The organism is Arachidicoccus sp., from assembly GCF_050436765.1.
Taxonomy (GTDB): domain Bacteria; phylum Bacteroidota; class Bacteroidia; order Chitinophagales; family Chitinophagaceae; genus Arachidicoccus.
The window spans coordinates 1-19385 of record NZ_JBNQGD010000306.1; the positions used below are offsets into that span (position 1 = coordinate 1).

Consider the following 19385-nt stretch of genomic DNA (forward strand, 5'->3'; position numbering starts at 1 on the left):
AATATTACACGGTCCGTATAACCTCACCTATATGGGGTTGATCGTATGCTTACTTTCGCCTTGTAACTTTAATTCCCTATTCATTGGATATTTAGCTGCAAATGTTTCATAGTCCTTCCTTTCAGCTAAATACCAATCATCCAAAGCCTTGTTTCGTATTATCTTCTTCACTTTTTTCAGCGATAGCCAACAAATGCTTTACAGGAGGTGTTTTAATATCATTTTCTTCTCCATTGGCGGTAAAAATTATTTGTATTTGTACGTCCGGGTTATTATCAAGTAACGCTTCCATCGCAGGGTGTGCTTTGGCACAAGGGTCACAATACGGATTGCAAACTTTTAGGAGTTTAAAGGTAGCATTAGGATTGCCAAGCGTGATACCCAGCCCTTCAGTAGATTCTGTGAAGCCTTTTTGTTTTGCCAACAAAGCTTCAAAAACTTGCGGGTTATGTTTTAATCGTTGGAGTTCTATTTTATTACCCTTGCTCTCTTTCGCTTTGCGTAACGCAGGCAGTAAACGACTTACAAGTAAAAACGGGATAATAAAGGAAATGATAATAGCAACAATAGTAGAAGCAGTAATAAAATGTAAAGCATTAAAACTATGAAAACCTCCCCACAGTGCTACTACAAACTGCGATGCAAGAATACCCTGTACTGACAAACAAAGCACACACCATTGTTTGGCAATTTTAGCCTGATAATAAAGAGAGAAAGCAATATAAGGAAGTGCAATTACATTTAGCCAAGATAGAATAAAAAGATTCGGCATTTGATAAATACCTGTAACCAATAAACCAATAAGGCTTCCAGAAAAATAAGTAAACCCAATAACGCTCCAACTGATACCAAAAATCTTTGAGGCTTTAGAATGGAGAATTGCACCACAATTGGTTTTCTTGCCTGCTGAACAAATTTTTTGTAATGCAGGATTATATTGATCAACCTCGTACCACAACAACAAACTACCTGTAATGGTACCCACCAAGGTGAGCAATGTAAAAATAATTGCTTGCAACGAAACAATGCCGTTGCGCATAAAAACTAAAATACAAGCAATGAGGGTAAAGGCCGGAATAGCTAATGCACTAATTAATTTACTGAAATATTGCCTTTTCTCTTCCCGGTAGTGTATTGTATAGTCCTTTTCTGAGGCTGTTTCGTCAGCTTCAACAAGTAAAATAAAGCCAGTAAACAGTTGATCAAACTCAGCAAGACTTGAAGTAATTAGCTCGTCTTGGGTAGGATGAAAATACTGCACATTTTCCGTTGTAATCGATGTAATAACTACAAAATTATCTTGCTTGTTTATTTTCACTTGTGCTATAGCAGGTATGCTTAATCTTTCAAGTCTCTCAATTGCAACTGATGATAAAGCAAGACTCTGAACACCAACGTCATTTAAAATATCTTTTATGGATAATAGACTGGGGTAATTTGGGTGTTCTTGTAAATCTTTTGCAATTTTAGATTTTGTAACTGGTACATTTAATTCTCTGCATAATCTAAAGGTTACCAGCTCGCAATTCTGCATTGGATTAAAAATATTTTTAAACACTTGAGGCGATATTAATGTCGATTTCCCCTTTTTATATGCTTCATGCCGATGGTCAAGCTCCTTTTTCCATTCTTCAGAATATTCGGAATCTTCACCAACAATTTCATTGCAAAAAAAGCGTGTACATAGCAAGTATTCTTTCGTCCTCCACATCATCGATAAAATGATGAAGCCTTTCCCTTGCTGTAATCGCATTTGTTGTTACTGTTGCCATATCATAAATTTTAATGAGTTTTGCTACTCCAAAAATAAACAATTTTCTACACACATTTTCTTAAACCAAAAATGCCCCTTTAACGAGGGGCATTTTAATCATTAAACAACCAATATTCATTTATTTTTTTGGTTTGAATTCATTCAATAAATTTTGCAATATTTCATTTGTTTTTTGAAAGAAGGTCGATTTGCTTATCTTTTCTACAATTACTTTTTCATATAAGTCTTTAATGAATTCAATATCATTATTTGTATAATGAGCATTAGAGCTATAATTAATTCCGTGACTATTTGGTCCAGAATTATAATTAACTGTTGCATCATTATGCAAAAGCAATTCGGGCTCAATCTCAAAAAAGACAAATTAGCCAAACAGCATGACTTAAATGTAGTCGGCACAACTAGTTTTGTAAGCTCTATAGAATCAGATGCTTTGGATACCTTGATGGCACTTGGAATTGGAAAATCTATGGCAGAAAACGCCATCAAGAAAACTTTGAAATTGGCTGAAGATAATATGAATCTAGAAACCCTTATAAAAGTGTCGCCTAAGAATTTGTAAAGCCATTTTTTGCAATTAGTTAACAACAAGCTACTTATATTTATCTTTTTTGCATAAAACCTCAACGATTGAAACTAGTATTACTGGTATTTTCTTTTGTGTTAATCCTGTCTTTAGCGCATGCGCAACCTAGAAAAATCTATCTTAGTCCCAAAGCTGCAGCTGGTGCAAACCAGTCATTATTTATTGACTCGATAAAGTTTCATCCACTTGAGGCAACCAAGGGCGTGAGTTTCGGAGAGTATTCATATGTTATTGCCACAGACAAATACTTTATCGTTACGACTTCTTTTGACCAGACGGTTGTTATATATTCCCAAAGCGGTAAGTTCATCAAAAAAATAAATTTCAAAAATCTAGGAGAGAATGTTTATCCCCAATATGATAAAAACAAAGGGCAATTGACTTTCTTTTTTCCGAACAAAAAATATGCATTAACCAAAAAAGATGAGATTGATATAAAGACTCACTTCTCGGATAAAGGAAACGGGAAATATTATAAAAAATATATTATCGACTTAAAAGATAGCAACTTCGTTATCCAAAAAGCAGCAGTTACCGCCTTTGACATTCTTAAAGCTTATAATCTAAAAGACGATTATTACTGCACTTACGAAATAGATGTCAACAAAAATTATAAAGACACTTTAGATTACGAAGTAAAAATATATAAAGGCACTAAGTTTATAAAAGGCTATTTCCCTTACAACAAGCAAAACGAAATAAGGTATTTATATGCTAGGTATGCAAATGCCGTTACCCAAGAGACACGCGACCCTAACATATTTTATATAACGCGCCCTTATGTAGATACCGTATATGCACTTTCTAATGGTGAAATAAAACCCGTATATAAAGTTGTGCTACCTATGGAGAATGCGCTGCCCAAGTCGTTTTTTGAGACACCATTTAAAAATGCTACGGAAAGAGAAAATTTTGAAAGAAACAATGGCTGGTGGTTACGGGCAATTTACTTACCTTACGAAACAGACAGGTATATGCTATTTCGAATATCTTTTCTTTCTAATTATGGCCAGTATCTTTATGACAAAAAGACGAATGCCTCTTATAATCTTTTTAAAGTAAAACCCGATAGCGCAAGCTATTATTTACCTTTGCTAAACGAAAGTACTGGAGGTGAAGAGCAAGGTAAATTCTACAAACTTATTACCTCCGACCAACTCAAAAAAGTGTATGAGCTCAATAAGGGCAAAACAGACAAGTTGCCTAAAATGCTACAACAAAGCCTACAAGATACGCTCGCGCCTAAACCCCTAATTGTCGAATATTCTATCAAAAACCATTAATATAATGTCCAAAGGTAAGCATTCCTAAAAATGCTATCAGCAAGACAGGCTATTTATCAATTAATCATTAAGAAGACAAAAAAAATGCAGATAAGGCGGGTTCTAATTCTCTTGCTTGTTGCTCAATTCATTTTTAAAGCCGCTGTTGCACAAACCGGCATTGTTTCGGGTGTGGTGAAAGATTCTCTAAGCGGTGTTTTTTTAGAATCGGCTACCGTAAGCGTTTTAAGCAAAGATTCTTCGTTAATCAACTATAAACTTACAGACGGTTATGGTGGTTTCCACTTAGACAAATTACCCCTAAATAAAAACCTTTTACTAAATGTAACTTATGTAGGATTTAGGTCTTACAATAAGACCATAAAAATTGATTCGGGTACTTTTAATACCACGATTGTTTTGGCTCCTGCGTATAACGATTCGTCGGCAGTTACCGTTAAATCTTATGTGCCTATACATATGAATGGCGATACGTTGGAGATAAATCCGGCCGCTTTTAAAATGGGACCCAATGCGGTGGTGGAAGACCTTTTGACACAGGTGCCGGGCTTAACAGTATGGGCAGACGGTTCCATTACCATGAATGGACGAAAAATACCGAGTGTATTGGTAGATGGTAAGCCTTTTATGGGATCTAACGACCCCAAGATTGCTACCCAAAACCTACCCAAAGACGCAATAGACAAAATACAGGTATATCAAGAAGTGGATCGTACATTGAAGCCAGATGAACGAAAACAGAAAGACTCTTTGCTTACGATGAATATTAAATTAAAAGAAGATAAAAAATCGGGATACTTTGGTAAAGCAGGAGTGGGGTATGGTACCACCAAGCGTTTTGAAAGCGATCTTTCTTTTCAGATGTATAATAAAAAATCTTCTTTTGGTATTGGTGGTGGGTACAACAATATCAATAAAAATATCGACAACTTAACCCAGATGTTTCAGAACAATACTTACCGGAGCTATAATCCTAATCTATACAATGCTGGCCGTTTTGGAGGAAGTGGCATTAATAAGAACCGCTTCATTGGCGGTGTTTATACACATAACTTTATTGAAACAACAAACAGCCGGCAAAACGACCGCCTTACCGTTAATTACGGAAACTCGGGTAGCGATAGATTTCTCACCAATTTATCTTTGCAAAACCGGGCAACAGCGCAAAATTCGCAATTTGTCGAAGACAATTCTATATCACACAGCAGCAACAATAATCATAATATTGGCATTAACTATATTAAAACGAACAGCTATAACGATAATTTTACTATAAACGGGAACGCTTCTATCTCCAATAATAACAGCAACTCGCACGCGACTACCGACACAAGAGATGAGCTAAAAAACTTAATTAGTAAGAATGATGTACAAACGGTGGAAAAGCGAAAATCGGATGGGCAATCATTTTCTATGAACTATTCAAAGCAAAGCGAAGAAAATCCTTTAGCCAGATTTAATGCAAGTTTAAACCTGAACAACAGTAATGGCAGTTCAGATAGGTTTGTTAAAAGTAATTTTAAATCTTATACCAACAGTAATGACGACACGGCTTACAATCGTCGTTACAGCAATACAAATAATAACCTTAGTGTGGGAAGTACGTTATCTTACGATGGATTTAAGCGGCTAATATTTGGGCGGTATAATTTTTTTGGAATCGGGCTTAGTCTCGACAACTGGTTCAATTATGCCAAATCAAAAAATGACCAGAAAGTATTTGACTATGATACTATATCGGGCAGTTATATCGTTAATAATAGTTTGACCAATAACAATCAGAACGAAAAAATAGAATACACGCCCTCTCTTTCATTTAGCAAATCTTTTTTTAAATATAACGGCACTTATTACCGCAACTTTTACAGCTCAATAAATGTATTAGAAGATTTAAAACAAGACAACAACACGTCTTCCTTTGCGACAAGAAATCTTTCCCGTTCTTTTGCCTTTTTTAGATACGAAGGAAACTTTGGCTACTATTATACCAAGCAGCAAAAGTATTCGTTTAACCTAAATGGCAGCTATCGCAAAAACTTTGATTATCCCAATATTGACCAGTTATATGCCATTACAGACAACTTAGACGTTTCTAATATCCGAATCGGAAATCCGAATTTGCAAAACAAGATAAACCATACTTATAGCATCAATGGTAATTTTGATACACAAAACCGCAAATCAAAATACGCTTTTAATGGAGGGTTAAGCGGCTCTTTTGTCAAGTCGTTAAATCCAGTTGCAGACAGCGTTATCAACGACACTTCCGGAAAAAGATATTATTATTATGTAAATGTTCCAGAAAGCAAAACCTTTGGCTTGAACTACAATCTTAATGTTAGCCGCCGCTGGGGAAAAAATAGCCTGCAGCTTAGATATAGTGGGTCGTACAGCAACAATGCTTCGCCTAGTTATATTGATAATATTTACTCCCGGACCAATACAGCAAGCATAAATAATGACATCAACCTAGAATTTGCTTATCGCTCTATGATTATATTTAAGCTCGGAAAAACCTTGACAAATTACCGGTCAGACCAATCTGGACAAGGCTTGTCGTCGTTTAAAAGTTATACAAATATTTCTAAATTTGGGCTTACGGTAAACTTACCCCAAAAATACACCATTAGCTCTACGCTCGATTACACAAAAAATAGTAATCTCGGCAAGCCTATCTACTTATGGAATGCATTTGCCAGCTATAGGTTTTTAAAAAGCGAACAAGCAGAGCTAAAGTTTTCTGCCATGGATATTCTAAAACAATTTAAAAATATTTCCAACACAGCAGGGGCGTATGGCACTACAACATCTATAACGAATGGGTTACAGCAGTATTTTATGCTCACGCTTTCTTATTTTCCCAGAAAGTTTGGAAAAACAATCATCAAGAAAAGAGAGGTTAAACAAGAATGGTAAACCAAACCGAAAGCTAAAAGCCGAAAGCTCAGTGCCATTGTATAATTCATTATCAAATTTGCTATGCTCTACGCAGAATAAATTTGTGGACAGGCAGATACAGTACTGCGACACTACGCAAATCATTTCCTCCATAAATCCGCTACAATGTGGCGTTGGCGGCGAAATGCGCTGAGCGATCAGGTCCGCCTTGAAATGTGGAGCATTCGCAAACGCCATTGAAAATATAGACGAAAGTTGTGAGCAATTTTTGGTTCGTTTTGCATCAAGGCAAAATGAACAAAGAAACGAAAGCCCATATTAAATTTTATCGGAACTGTATGCATAAAAAGCTATAAATTATTGCACATTTTTATGTGACGTGCAGTATAAAAACCAAATGGCGAATTATTCTAAATCTTTGATTCCCTGTCACATACTTTATCACTTAAATTTTCGTTATAAGAACTTGGGGTAGCGGCTGCTACAAAATGTTAGCGTATAATCCAGTTGAGTCCACTTTAAAACGATTTACTTTTGACCCGACTTTCGATACCACGCCAGCTACTGGAATAAAAAACTTTTGAAGGTATTGCGCGAAAAACAGCGGATTGGATTTTATCGGATTCCGGTTGCCTTAACAAGGGTGCTAATGACAAGAAAAGAAGAAAAGAAGAAAAAGTGATTTTACGTACGATCTTCAATCGATTCTTCCTTGTAATATTGGAATGCTAGATGCTGCCTATATTTTAGATGATTATTCGGGCTTTATCTTTACGATTTTATTGTCACGCAATACAACGAGTTCGCTTTTTTTAAATTCTAATAATTTCTCATAGACTTTTTCAAGCCCTTTTAAAATTTTATTTTTTATTCGCCCTCTTTATCGAAAGGCAATTATATTGCTATTGAAGATATTCAGCCTAAGCATACTTTTGTAGTAATTCCTTCGTCCGAAAGCTGTCAATGATCAAAGGCACAGACGTGGTTTCATTGAATGATATAATCAAAAGATTAAGCCAATATGTAACTATGTAAATCGCAACTTTAATTTGAGATTTACATAGTTCATTAAATCAATAGATTGCTTAAAAAGTATCTTTTTCTTCTTCCAACCTTTGTAAAAGCTGATTTTCAATATTAATCTTTGTATCTATGGAAGAAAGGGAAATTGCGATTTTTTCTGTTCTTTGACAATAGGGAATACCATACGGTAAAATTTTGAGGAAACCAGAAACATTCCTTGCCGTAGTATGCAGTAATGCGTATAACACCCGTGTCGCTAACCTAAAAACCTTATTTCAGGAAACTCATTACTAAGTATATTTCTGATATGCTCTTCATAGGCCAAAAGCGAAGGAAATAAAATATTAGATTTATTTAGAAAAAGGTAACTACTTATTTTGTTTTTGTATTTTAATAGGAAATTTTTGTTTAAGAATGGTCTAAATATATCTTGTTCAATAAATGATTTATAGACCCGATAACGTATGTTATTCTCTGCATCCTCAACAAGGACTTGCTTATTCTTGTCTTTAAAATATCTTCTCTCTCCCATAAAACAAAAGGAAGCCGTAGGATATTCCTCCAATAATATATTCAATAAATTAAAATTAGTCATTAAGATATTCCTTACATCTCCTTTGTTTGTAAGAATTGCATATTTATTCTTACCAGAATGGTTTTTATCATAAAATTTGATGATAAACAATTCCACTTTCACATAATAAAATGCTTCGATTACATAGGTAGAACCGTTTTTTATAGAATAAAAGCTATAACTAAAAAGCCAACGGCTGTGCTTCTTGTTGTATTTCTTAGATTTGAGCCTTGGATGATATCCTTTAAATGGCAATTAAAGTTCGTTTTACGTGAAGCTTATTTTTTATGAATAGGAAAAACTGTAGTCTTTATATCATCTTTTTTAGAAAGTTCATAGCGAAGGTTGATTGTACCGCATATTTCAACAGGTTTCCAACCAAGCCTTAAAGCCTTGGCTCTTAATTTTGAAATGCTTATTTTACCTCCATTAGACTTACTATTTGAAACTTGTTTCATTTCGTTTTCTTTTCTATTACAAAAATAGACATTTTTCCCAAAACAAAAAAGACAACCTCCTCAATTGACCGTCACTTCCTTCTTTTTATCTTTATTCCATGAAAACTTCTCTGTCACATTTACCCGAAGCCAAGGAACACGAGATATTGGAAATTTCTGAAATTATTAAAGAGGTTTTTGCTCCGGAAATGATAATTTTATTTGGCAGCTACACTAAAGGCAAACAAGTAAATCACAAATATGTGAGTGAAGGAAATTACTTACGAATACATAAGTGATTATGACTTTTTAGTCGTTTTAAAAGATGCCATATTGTATATTCTGACGATCATCGGCATATACAAGCATCCAAGAAGATGAAGTGCCCAACCGAAAGAATGGCAAAGCACGAAAGACCGTAAAGACCAGTAACAGCGAATTTGCACTGGAAACAAGTTGGGATCGTAATGGTAGCTTTGAGCCAACGCTGATGAGATTTTTGAGGCATACTTAATTTGCCTGATTTTGTACATGTTTTGCACCTTAAATCAGCAAATTACGAAAATCGTAATGGTCGCCTTTAAATCCTCTATTTTTAATATATTCTGCGCTTTGTCCTGTTGCTTCTGCAATTTGTGCAGATATAAAGTTATCCCAAGTCGGTCATTAGAAACTATTCTAATGACCGACTTGGGATAAATAAATCAAGCTTAAAAGATGGGAAGATTTTATTTAAATCTCATCTACTGAATTTCCGTATCGGTTAAAACACGGATAGATTTAAAATCTCTGGCGAGCTGCAATAATTCAACGAATATGATTTTGCCAGTCGGATATTCAAGATAACGTTTAATTAAGCGTAATCGAAACCTGTCCCGTTGTCAAGCCGGCAGCGCCCACATGTAGTTTGATTGAGCCCTTTTTGCCATTTTTCAATGGTCTTAATATGGCTAGTGCCTGACCTCTGTAAGTTCTACATACTGGGTTATTGAAGCTTTCCATGTCATTTGGCGACGCGCTCCCGGAACCAGCTATTTCCCCATCGCCCGAAACGCTTAGCGTAACTGGAATATCGGCATCCGGAATAATATTGCCCCGCGCATCGACAATCAGGATTTTTACGTAGGAGAGATCATTGCGGTCAGCTTTGATGGTTTTTCTGTCGGCTACCAACTTGATATAAGCCGGCTGGCCAGTGGTTGACAGTTGTTTTGACGCTACTTCTTTGCCATCTTTTAACGCAACAGCTCTTAGCGTTCCAGGCTGATATGGTACTTTAAATGTAGTTATCAACTTAGTTTTGTCCCCCGATTTTTTCTCACCTATTACTTTGCCATTTAGCTCCAAGCGGATAAGCGGGTAATTCGAAAATACCCTTACTTCCATGGTTTTGCCTTCGTTGCCAAACCAGTTCCAGCTTTGCCATTCGTTTGGCCAGCCCCATTGGCTAACTATTTCCCGTTTGCCTTCAGGTATAGGAGCATGTACTACCATTTCTAGATCACTATTGCCCCATATAACATCACGATAAAGCATCTGCGGTTTCTTTGATCCGGTAATGTCGATGTCCCCGCAAAAGCCGTTGAACCAAGGGAAAGACCTAAGTAAACCGCGCCCCGATTCATCACTTAACCGGGCATTTCCCAATCCTGTTTCGCCGATGTAATCCATGGCCGTCCAAACGAAATCACCGATGACATAAGGATTTTTTTTCACCAGCTGCCAATAGTCAAAGGCTTCTTTAGCGTAGGATTCGGTGCCCATCATAACCCGTTCAGGATGCTTTACATGATCAGATTCGTACTCAGAGCGCATGTAATTATAGCCGCCAACATCGAGCATAGCAAACGCCGGTATAGTCGATTCCCATTTGTAATTAGGATGATCATAAAAGCTACAAATGGCCTCGGTTACAGGCCGGGTGTTGTCTAAACGTTTGACTTCCGCTACCAATTCTTTTTCAATAGCAAGACCAAGCGAGTCAACCCGCTCATTGATTTCATTGCCGATGCTCCAGAATATAACTGAGGGATGATTCCTGTCGCGACTGATTAGTGCATCCAGGTCCTTTTGCCACCAATCTTTAAAATACAGGTGATAGTCCTGCGGGTTCTTGGGTCGCTCCCACATGTCAAAGGCTTCGTCGATCACTAGGACACCATTGCGGTCACAGGCATCCAGAAATTGCTTTGACGGAGGATTGTGACTGGTTCTTATGGCATTGTAACCATAGGCCTTCATCAGTTCAACGCGCCGTTCTTCGGCCCGGTCAATAGTAGCAGACCCTAAAAAACCGTTATCGCTATGCAAGCAACCCCCTTTTAACAAAACTCTTTTACCATTTAAAGTAAAGCCGGTCGTAGCATCGAAATGAATGGTACGTATACCAAAGGTTGTTTTAGTCCTATCAGTTACTTTTCCATTACTGATCACATCTACCTGTGCGGTATACAGCTCCGGCTTTTCAATTGACCAGGCTTTTGGCTGCTTAATGGTGATGTATTGTTCTATCTGTTTGCTTGTACTGATATTACTTGTCGGTACACTTACCCTTTGAGCAATCTTGCCGTCCGGCCTTATTAGTGTAATTATCAGCCGTAAAGGAGTTGTTTTATCGGTAGTGTTCTCTACAATCGCGGAAACTTTGATGCGCGCCTGGTCTGCCGATAAACTTTCGGTACTCACCCAGACACCGTTTTGTGCCAGGTGTACAGGTTGTTTCCTGATCAGCCAGACGTGCCTGTAAATTCCGGAGCCGCTATACCAACGGGAAGTTTTTCCTTCGTTACGTACTTTAACAGCTATTAAATTCGGTTGCCCAGCGGGGTTAACAACTGAACTGATATCCACATCAAATGGCGTATAACCGTAGGGGTGCCTTGCTAACAATTTTCCGTTTACATAAACCTCACAGTTCATATACACCCCATCAAAACTGATGATTGACTGCGTATAGGATTCGTCTGCTTTTAAAACAAAACTTTTCCGGTACCAGGCGGTTCCACCTATCGTATAGCCAGTGGCGGTAGCGCCAGGGCTGTTTCTAGAAAACGGGCCTATAACCTCTCCGGGTTTTTGATTGGGTAAAGGCTCAATACTCCAATCGTGAGGAAGATCTATCTTTCTCCATGAGTCATCATTAAAAGCCGTTGTTTCAGCACCTGCTGGATCTCCCTTATAAAACGACCAGTTATCATCAAACAGCGATTCGTAACGGGCATTTTGAGCACTTGCGGTATGATAAATGCCCCACAAAGCCAATATAAGTATAATTTTATTCATGGACTAGTTGCATTAAGGACTCAATATTAATAATTTTTGTTGATAAACCGGCAACTAACGCCGCCGGTAATTTTCCGTTTTTTGCCTTGTAAGGGCCTGTAGGTGACAGTAACACTTTCACAATATTTTGATCGGTCTCGGGCCGCTCGCCCTACTTTCCCTAGTTCAATTTCACGATTCAACCCATTAGAGTAAGCGCCAACCACGCCGACGTCGTTCTCTTAATTCAGATCCTAAGCGCTATACCAGCGGGAATAACCAGCACATCACCCTTTTCCAGCAGGATCGTCGGACCCATGGTCAGCATCTAATTGCGAGGTTACTATTTTAGGTGGGCTGCGGACCGCCCTTTATATTTAGGTTAATTCTATTTATTTTTTACCCAACCGCAATGCTTAATTTCATAAAAATGACTAGAAACTAAAATTCATTCCTATATAATAATTTCTGCGAGGAGCAGGATTGTAAAACCTTTTACCATAAGCATTAATATCGTTACCCAAGCTATACATTTGATTTAAAATATTATCAGCACCAATATAAATATCATATTGAGAGCAATGCTGCAGATGCCGGTAACCAATTTTTGCCTGCCATAACTGATAAGCAGCGGCGGAAGCATCATTGGCATCGTCGAGCGGAAGTGAAGAGGTAGCGTTAAAAATACTGTTTAAATACATTCCGGACTTCGTCTCCATTTCAAGCGTAGTAACATTGATATATTTAGGTACACCGGTTAGAGGATTGCCGTTGTAATTGATATTATCTATTCGATAATCTGCAAATATATAAGGCTGATAGCTAAAGCTGTTACTAAGGTTGATTGCCGTAATAAAATTTGCATCGTTCTTCATTAAAAAGCCTTTCAACCAAAGTTCCGCACCAGGCTGATGCGTTTTGCCCGCGTTCACATAATATTCGTCGATCGTAGCACTGCTTCTGCGTACAATGGCTTCTTTCAGCCCAAAAGAATAAACCGACACATCAAATGCTAAACGATTTTTGAAGGCATTGCCCTTGAGGCCCATTTCAAAATTCCAGCCATATTCCGGTTGCAAAGAATCATTAAAACCACCATTGGATGGGTGCAGTTCAGCAATAGAAGGTGGCGAAAAACCTTTGGCAGCAACGGCATAAAAATGCAAATGCTGTGAGATAGTATGCAGCAGACTAAACCGAGGCGACCACAAACCATTTGTTTTTGCTTTTAAAAAGGCGACGTTTGGATTCTCATATAAAGCTCGGTAATCATCGAATTGTACATTGCGACTGATTCCAGACTGAAGCTCCCATTTGCTGCCAATATGGAAAGCCATTTGTGTATAAATGCTAGTTTGTGTGGCTTTTAATTCATCCTGAAACTGAACGGTGTCTTTTAGACCTGCCTTATTGCCAAAATCATTGATGTAGGAGTGGTTATACAGCAGTTCGAATCCGGTTAACCATTTCAAGGTTACATTATTTGAAAACCGCGTATGGTAGTCAAAACTAGTTCTGAGCCCGGCATTGTTTTCATTTCTTAATTCGTAATTGCTTGTAAAAGGATTCTTGAAGTTTGTATGATTATATACCAGTGAAGTTATATTGTTAAGATGTGCATTGAGTATGGATTTCAGGCTTGCCCCCGTAAAAATGGTTTTATTATAGACAGCCGCTTTTTGTTTTACGGCCAAAGGATAAGCTGATGTATCGGTACCCAATTGTCGCAAAGTAAGGCCGCCAGGTGTTTGATAATACATGTTGGCATAAAAGGAAATAAAATGCAGGTTTTCATGGTTGCTTATATGCCAATCCCCATTCCAGTTGAGCACGTCTTTTTTCATAGCCGATTGTTGGCGGTAACCATCGCTTTGCTGATGCACCTGTTGAAAATTGCTCTGAAAGTTTTTGTGTTCTGTCCGATACATTAAGTGTTCATTAAAAAGGCCATAAGAACCACCGCTAAAGCCGCCGCTCAAAGATCGCTTTTGCCCTGTATAGCCTTCGCCGCTATGCAAAATAATAACACCACCTGTATTAGCACCATACAAACTACTTGCCGGACCTTTAATAATTTCTACAGATTGTAATTGACTAATATCTACTAATTGTAGATAAGTGTTGCCACCTGCATCGGAAAGGGGAATATCGTTCCAGTAAACTTTTATATTGCGCACACCAAAGGGCGACCGGAGTAAACTTCCTCTGATTGAAAACCGGTAACTGCCAGGTGAGCGCTGTTCCATACGAACACCTGGAATAGTATTTAAAATAGGAACCAAAGATGTTTGATTAAACAATTGCAGTTGCTTTTTATCGACAATTGAAACCGCCGCAGGCACCAGCTGCCATTGCTTCTGCGAACCAAAGGCAGTAACTGTCACTGTTAAGAGACTGTCTCTTTTTTGCGGCTGTATCAATGAATCTTTATTATCCTGCCCCCATACACAGGACGCCGAAAAATAAAGGCATCCCAATAAAATTCCTCTTAATAAGAAACAATAAAGTTGGCTTTTATAAATATTTTTCACACTCGATTATTTCTAACTCAATCATTTCTTATTTACTTAAAAAAATATTCTTTTATCATCCACTTATTGAGTGCTTTACGAAAGTGGACAGAAAACCCGCACTCCTAAAAACCTGTTTTAATCTCTAAGAGATGAAAACAGAGGATATTTCAATAAAGCTATTATTTGCCGTACTTGGGTGATTCTCATCCGGTAGCTTTTCCCTTTATCGGTTAATCCCCAAAATCGATCACACCAAGTACGACAAAGCTACGAAAGTTCGCCATCGCTTAATATGCTTCCTGTTCTGCACTGCAGTTATTAGTTGTGTACAATATTTTTCAGCTGCCTTTTCCTATTTTTGTCAAAAATAAAAGCAGATGCGGTTTTTATTTCTAACGGCTTTTACCAGTTAAGTACTGATTAAACTTCCTCTGTTCCCGAAATTATTTCTTACATAAGACGATATATCGGCAATTTGCTGATCACTGAGAATACTTAATGGCAGCATTGCGTTTGCATATCCGTAATTGTCAATTGTAATTCCTTTTTTATAACCCTTTGTACAAAGTTGATTAATTCATTTGAATCTCCTAAAACATATTTGTTTTTTAGTAAGTGTCATGTCTAAAAGATTATTTGTCAAGAATGAAAATTATCTTATTTGTAAATGAAGAAGGTTTATTGGTTCTTTAAGGAAGCCATATCTATTACAAAACGGTATTTCACATCGCTTTTTAGCATCCTTTCATAAGCTTCATTAATTTCTTGCATTTTGATGATTTCAATTTCTGATACAATATTATGCTTACCGCAGAAATCCAACATTTCTTGCGTTTCGGCGATGCCTCCGATAAGTGAACCTGCTACTGACTTTCTACCCAAAATCATGGGCACCGTATTTAAAATTGGCTCCAGGCCACCTAAATATCCTACTAAAACTAAAGTCCCACTGATGTTTAATGTTGCGATATACGGGTTTACATCATGAATGTAAGGCACAGTATCAATTATTACATCGAATTGGCCGCTTACCGATTTCATTTGTCCATCATCCGTAGATATAACTACCTTATCAGCACCTAGATCTAAAGCATCCTTCTGTTTTGAGGTTGTTCTGGAGAAAAGGGTGACCTCAGCACCTAGGCCTTTTGCCAATTTAATAGCCATATGCCCTAACCCACCTAGCCCAATGACAGCCACTTTACTATCTTTCCCTACTTTCCAATGGCGTAGGGGCGACCAGGTTGTTATGCCTGCACATAATAACGGCGCTGTGGCAGCTAGATCTAAATTAGGGGGTACTTTTAAAACAAAATGCTCCGCTACGATAACCTTTTCAGAATATCCGCCAAAGGTTGTTCCTCCAATATGTTTATCCTTTCCATTATAGGTACCGGTAAACCCATTTAAACAATATTGTTCTAAATCTTGCTGGCAACTTGAACAAGTTCTGCAACTATCCACTAAACAACCGACCGCTGCAAAATCACCCACTTTTAATTTTGTTACCTTATTACCCACTTTAGTCACTTTGCCAACAATTTCGTGACCTGGTACAGCCGGGTAAACAGTGCCACCCCAATCGTTTCTGGCTGTATGTAAGTCGGAATGGCAAACACCGCAATACAAAATATCAATTTCTATATCTGTTTCGCCGACTACTCTTCGTTTTATTTCGGTTTGCTTTAACGCTTTGTCTGCAGCTTCTGCTGCAAATGCTTTTACTGTTGTTGCTTCCATTTTTGTATAATTGTTTTTTAAATTTAGAATACATTCTTATTGTTAGAACATAATTTATGTTTTTTTAGTCGAGCATAAAAATACCATTTTTATTCTTCTTTTAATTTATGCTGGTTTTGTCTACCTCAACAAGAGTTTAAAACTTCGGCGAATCTTGAGGCCTCTATTTCCCCACGCTGGTCATTAAATGCTTCGGATAACGATCGCCCTTAATTTCGGTTTTTGCAAAGGCATCATCAATTACTTTAATATCGGCAGCTGTTAAATCGATAGCCACGCTGCCAATATTCTCTGTTAGTCTATGAGATTTTGTGGTACCAGGAATGGGCACGATCCATGGCTTTTGAGCCAGTAACCAACCCAACGCGATTTGTGCATTGGTGGCGCCTTTTTCTTTAGCAATAGCGGACAATAAATCAATCAAAGTTTGATTGTTTTTTCTATTTTCTTCATTAAAACGAGGTAGGGTATTTCTAAAATCGGAGCTATCGAATTTTGTCTCTGCATTAATCTTTCCTGTTAAAAAACCTCTGCCTAAGGGGCTAAAGGGTACAAAACCAATTCCTAACTCTTCTAAAGTTGGTAGTATTTCATTTTCAGGTTCTCTCCACCATATAGAATATTCACTTTGTAAAGCGGTCACCGGTTGTATTGCATGTGCTCTTCTAATAGATTCGACTCCTGCTTCTGACATGCCAAAATGTTTTATCTTTCCTTCCTGAATTAAATCTTTTATAGTCCCTGCTACATCTTCTATTGGGACGTTCGCATCTACTCTATGTTGATAAAATAAATCAATTACATCTGTTTTTAAGCGACGTAAAGATTCTTCTGCAACTGCTCTGATGCGCTCTGGTCTGCTGTCTTGTCCTTGTGCGGCTTCTCCGTTCTTAAAACCAAATTTTGTGGCTATCACTACTTCTTTTCTAAATGGCGCTAAAGCTTCCCCCACCAATTCTTCGTTAGCTATACCATATGCTTCAGCAGTATCAAAAAATGTGACACCTTGTTCATAGGCTTCTCTAATTATCTTTATGCCTTGTTGCTTCTCCATTGCAGGGCCATATGCAAAACTTAACCCCATACAGCCCAATCCTAAAGCCGAAACTTCTAATCCGCTGCTTCCTAATATTCTCTTTTCCATTGTCTTTTTTTTGATTAATATTTTATTCAATCTTGTTTCTACCACAAATTTCCGAAAAGTGAGTCAGTTTGTACTTATACCAATTACTGAATTACTTACCAATATTACTGAATATAGAGCGATGATCGTTGTAACTGTTGGTGAATATGTAAATTTGTAATAGAAAGATAACAAAATGGAAAAAACAATAAACTTCAATACGGTCAATGATTATAATGCTTTTTATGACAATGAAACACTGCACCCTTTAATCAGTATCGTCGATCTTTCAAAGGCAAGCCCAAGAGCTGCACGTAAAATGAACTTTAATATATTTTGTATCGTACTCAAGAAAGTAATTTGTGGAAATATTAAGTACGGGAACAATTATTATGATTATCAAGAGGGGACTTTAGTCTTCTTTGCTCCTGGACAAGTGATAGAAATTACGGGAGACGAGCTTTATCAGCCATCCGGGACGGCGTTAGTTTTTCATCCTGACTTATTGTTGAATACGGCTTTGGGGAAGCGGATGAATGATTTTGGTTTTTTTTCTTACAATACAAGCGAAGCACTCCATTTATCGGAAAAAGAGAAAAAAATAATCTTGGAGTGTTTTGATAAAATTTATTACGAATTAAATCAATCAATAGACAAGCATAGTAAAATACTTATTGCGTCTAATATAGAGCTTTTTTTGAATTATTGCATGCGATTTTACGATCGTCAATTTATAACCAGAGACAATGATAATAAGGGTATACTAGAAAGATTTGAAGGTCTATTGAATGATTACTTTAGGTCCGACAAACCACAAAATCTTGGATTGCCCTCTGTCGCCTCTTGTGCAGACGAATTGCATCTTTCTGCTAATTATTTTGGTGATTTGATTAAGAAGGAAACGGGAAAAACTGCACAGGAATACATTCAAACTACGGTAATTAACGTAGCAAAGGAACGTATTTTTGATATAGATAAATCAATTAGCCAGGTGGCATACGATTTGGGATTTAAATACCCGCAGCATTTCACAAGATTATTCAAACAAAGAGTGGGTGTATCTCCAAACGAATATAAAAATCTCAATTGATTTGATGCCGGTCTCTTCGAGACTTGACTGGACAAAATGTTGAATGGTAGAGACAAATCGATTCCCTGATTCGAAATTTTGTTCCATTTTGTAAAAACATGATAGGGTTATTTTACAAAAATCGATGGATTCATTGCTCAGCTACTTCATCATTTTTCTTTTTTTCAATATTGTGCGGCGTCAGGCATTCTCCAAATCCGATATAATCATTTTTTTCATTTGCATCATGGCCTGCATGGCGCGCTTCGATTTCTCCGCATCTCTATCGGAAAAATACTTTATTACATTTTTGGGGATGACCTGCCAGCTTACGCCAAATTGGTCTTTCAGCCAACCGCACTGACCTTCCTGGCCGCCGCAGGAAATTAATTTTTCCCAATAATTATCGATCTCATCCTGCGTATCGCAATTTACTACAACCGAAATGGCTTCGTTAAAACTGAAAGGCTGGACTACGCCGCTATCCATAGCCATAAATAAATCATTACCCAAATGAAACCTTGAATGAACAATCTTTGCATCGACCTTCGTTTGTCCTTCCTGATAATGGACAACCGTATCCACACCGGAATTTTTGAAAACTGAAGTATAAAATTTAATCGCTTCATCTGCTTTGCCTTGCTGCGCGCCGCAGAACATAAATAATGGAATTATTTTTTGCTTCACTTCGTGTTCGTTTCCTAAAGTGATTTGCCAGGACACGCCGAATTTGTCCTGTACCCAACCGTATTTTTCACTCCAGTCATACTTATCCAATGGCATTAATATCTCACCGCCTTCTGAAATTTTTTTCCATGCTTCATTCAGATCGATTTCATTTTCAAAAGTTGTATAAAATGAAATAGAAGGATTGGGCTTAAATATAATGCCGCCGTTGAGCGCAACAAAATTTTGTCCGTTCAAAACAAAATCTACCGTCAGCACAGAGCCTGCTTTGCCTGAGGGCGTATCAACCGGACTGTGGAATGTGTTTACAATTTTTGAATTCTTAAAAATGCCCGTATAAAAATTTGCGGCTTCTTTGGCATTGCTTTCAAACCAAAGAAATGGTATTGTGAGTTGTTGCGTAATAATGTTTTATAG

The 19385-nt window shown here is 37.4% G+C and carries 14 protein-coding genes; 6 read left to right on the forward strand and 8 right to left on the reverse strand.

Going from position 1 to position 19385, the window contains the following annotated elements:
• Positions 1-136 precede the first annotated feature (136 nt).
• A complete protein-coding gene (locus ACQR30_RS13325; protein WP_429735918.1) occupies positions 137-1753 on the reverse strand; it encodes a vitamin K epoxide reductase family protein in 1617 nt (538 codons plus the stop codon).
• A 346-nt stretch (positions 1754-2099) separates the two neighbouring features.
• Here ACQR30_RS13325 and ACQR30_RS13330 point away from each other — a divergent pair, with 346 nt between their 5' ends.
• From ACQR30_RS13330 to ACQR30_RS13340, 3 genes are all read left to right on the forward strand, one after another.
• Entirely contained in the window at positions 2100-2336 is a 237-nt protein-coding gene (locus ACQR30_RS13330; RefSeq protein WP_429735920.1) for a RuvA C-terminal domain-containing protein, read from the forward strand.
• 68 nt (positions 2337-2404) lie between these two features.
• Positions 2405-3643 carry a 6-bladed beta-propeller gene (locus ACQR30_RS13335; RefSeq protein ID WP_429735922.1) on the forward strand — a complete coding sequence of 413 codons (1239 nt, stop codon included), beginning with the start codon at positions 2405-2407 and terminating at the stop codon, positions 3641-3643.
• A gap of 30 nt (positions 3644-3673) precedes the next feature.
• Positions 3674-6559 carry an outer membrane beta-barrel protein gene (locus tag ACQR30_RS13340; RefSeq protein ID WP_429735924.1) on the forward strand — a complete coding sequence of 962 codons (2886 nt, stop codon included), beginning with the start codon at positions 3674-3676 and terminating at the stop codon, positions 6557-6559.
• Between the two features lie 1261 nt (positions 6560-7820).
• On the opposite strand, the gene ACQR30_RS13345 is transcribed toward ACQR30_RS13340, so the two are convergent.
• Both ACQR30_RS13345 and ACQR30_RS13350 read right to left on the reverse strand, forming a co-directional pair.
• Positions 7821-8393 (reverse strand): hypothetical protein, encoded by a 573-nt coding sequence (locus ACQR30_RS13345; RefSeq protein WP_429735926.1) that lies wholly within the window; start codon positions 8391-8393, stop codon positions 7821-7823.
• Between the two features lie 23 nt (positions 8394-8416).
• On the reverse strand, positions 8417-8596 hold the full coding sequence (locus tag ACQR30_RS13350) for a hypothetical protein (RefSeq protein WP_429735928.1): 180 nt from the start codon (positions 8594-8596) through the stop codon (positions 8417-8419).
• Between the two features lie 98 nt (positions 8597-8694).
• Here ACQR30_RS13350 and ACQR30_RS13355 point away from each other — a divergent pair, with 98 nt between their 5' ends.
• Both ACQR30_RS13355 and ACQR30_RS13360 read left to right on the forward strand, forming a co-directional pair.
• On the forward strand, positions 8695-8874 hold the full coding sequence (locus ACQR30_RS13355; RefSeq protein ID WP_429735930.1) for a hypothetical protein: 180 nt from the start codon (positions 8695-8697) through the stop codon (positions 8872-8874).
• Positions 8875-8957: 83 nt separating this feature from the next.
• Positions 8958-9089, forward strand: coding sequence for a transposase (locus tag ACQR30_RS13360; RefSeq protein WP_429735932.1), 132 nt, complete (start codon positions 8958-8960; stop codon positions 9087-9089).
• 335 nt (positions 9090-9424) lie between these two features.
• On the opposite strand, the gene ACQR30_RS13365 is transcribed toward ACQR30_RS13360, so the two are convergent.
• From ACQR30_RS13365 to ACQR30_RS13380, 4 genes are all read right to left on the reverse strand, one after another.
• Positions 9425-11857 carry a glycoside hydrolase family 2 protein gene (locus tag ACQR30_RS13365; RefSeq protein WP_429735934.1) on the reverse strand — a complete coding sequence of 811 codons (2433 nt, stop codon included), beginning with the start codon at positions 11855-11857 and terminating at the stop codon, positions 9425-9427.
• A gap of 413 nt (positions 11858-12270) precedes the next feature.
• Positions 12271-14367 carry a TonB-dependent receptor gene (locus tag ACQR30_RS13370; RefSeq protein WP_429735936.1) on the reverse strand — a complete coding sequence of 699 codons (2097 nt, stop codon included), beginning with the start codon at positions 14365-14367 and terminating at the stop codon, positions 12271-12273.
• Between the two features lie 660 nt (positions 14368-15027).
• Positions 15028-16089, reverse strand: coding sequence for an NAD(P)-dependent alcohol dehydrogenase (locus tag ACQR30_RS13375; protein WP_429735938.1), 1062 nt, complete (start codon positions 16087-16089; stop codon positions 15028-15030).
• 163 nt (positions 16090-16252) lie between these two features.
• On the reverse strand, positions 16253-17233 hold the full coding sequence (locus tag ACQR30_RS13380) for an aldo/keto reductase (protein WP_429735941.1): 981 nt from the start codon (positions 17231-17233) through the stop codon (positions 16253-16255).
• Positions 17234-17408: 175 nt separating this feature from the next.
• On the opposite strand from ACQR30_RS13380, the gene ACQR30_RS13385 reads away from it, so the two are divergent.
• Complete coding sequence (locus ACQR30_RS13385; RefSeq protein WP_429735943.1) at positions 17409-18302, forward strand: helix-turn-helix domain-containing protein; 894 nt, start codon at positions 17409-17411, stop codon at positions 18300-18302.
• A 180-nt stretch (positions 18303-18482) separates the two neighbouring features.
• On the opposite strand, the gene ACQR30_RS13390 is transcribed toward ACQR30_RS13385, so the two are convergent.
• Positions 18483-19376: a VOC family protein gene (locus tag ACQR30_RS13390; RefSeq protein WP_429735988.1), complete on the reverse strand. Its 894-nt coding sequence runs from the start codon at positions 19374-19376 to the stop codon at positions 18483-18485.
• Positions 19377-19385 lie beyond the last annotated feature (9 nt).

Bases quoted from the DNA above. Each gene is read 5' to 3' on its own strand.
- ACQR30_RS13340 (WP_429735924.1), top strand. From the start codon at position 3,674: ATGCTATCAGCAAGACAGGCTATTTATCAATTAATCATTAAGAAGACA.
- ACQR30_RS13380 (WP_429735941.1), bottom strand. From the start codon at position 17,233: ATGGAAAAGAGAATATTAGGAAGCAGCGGATTAGAAGTTTCGGCTTTA.
- ACQR30_RS13330 (WP_429735920.1), top strand. From the start codon at position 2,100: ATGCAAAAGCAATTCGGGCTCAATCTCAAAAAAGACAAATTAGCCAAA.
- ACQR30_RS13375 (WP_429735938.1), bottom strand. From the start codon at position 16,089: ATGGAAGCAACAACAGTAAAAGCATTTGCAGCAGAAGCTGCAGACAAA.
- ACQR30_RS13355 (WP_429735930.1), top strand. From the start codon at position 8,695: ATGAAAACTTCTCTGTCACATTTACCCGAAGCCAAGGAACACGAGATA.
- ACQR30_RS13385 (WP_429735943.1), top strand. From the start codon at position 17,409: ATGGAAAAAACAATAAACTTCAATACGGTCAATGATTATAATGCTTTT.
- ACQR30_RS13365 (WP_429735934.1), bottom strand. From the start codon at position 11,857: ATGAATAAAATTATACTTATATTGGCTTTGTGGGGCATTTATCATACC.
- ACQR30_RS13325 (WP_429735918.1), bottom strand. From the start codon at position 1,753: ATGCGATTACAGCAAGGGAAAGGCTTCATCATTTTATCGATGATGTGG.
- ACQR30_RS13350 (WP_429735928.1), bottom strand. From the start codon at position 8,596: ATGAAACAAGTTTCAAATAGTAAGTCTAATGGAGGTAAAATAAGCATT.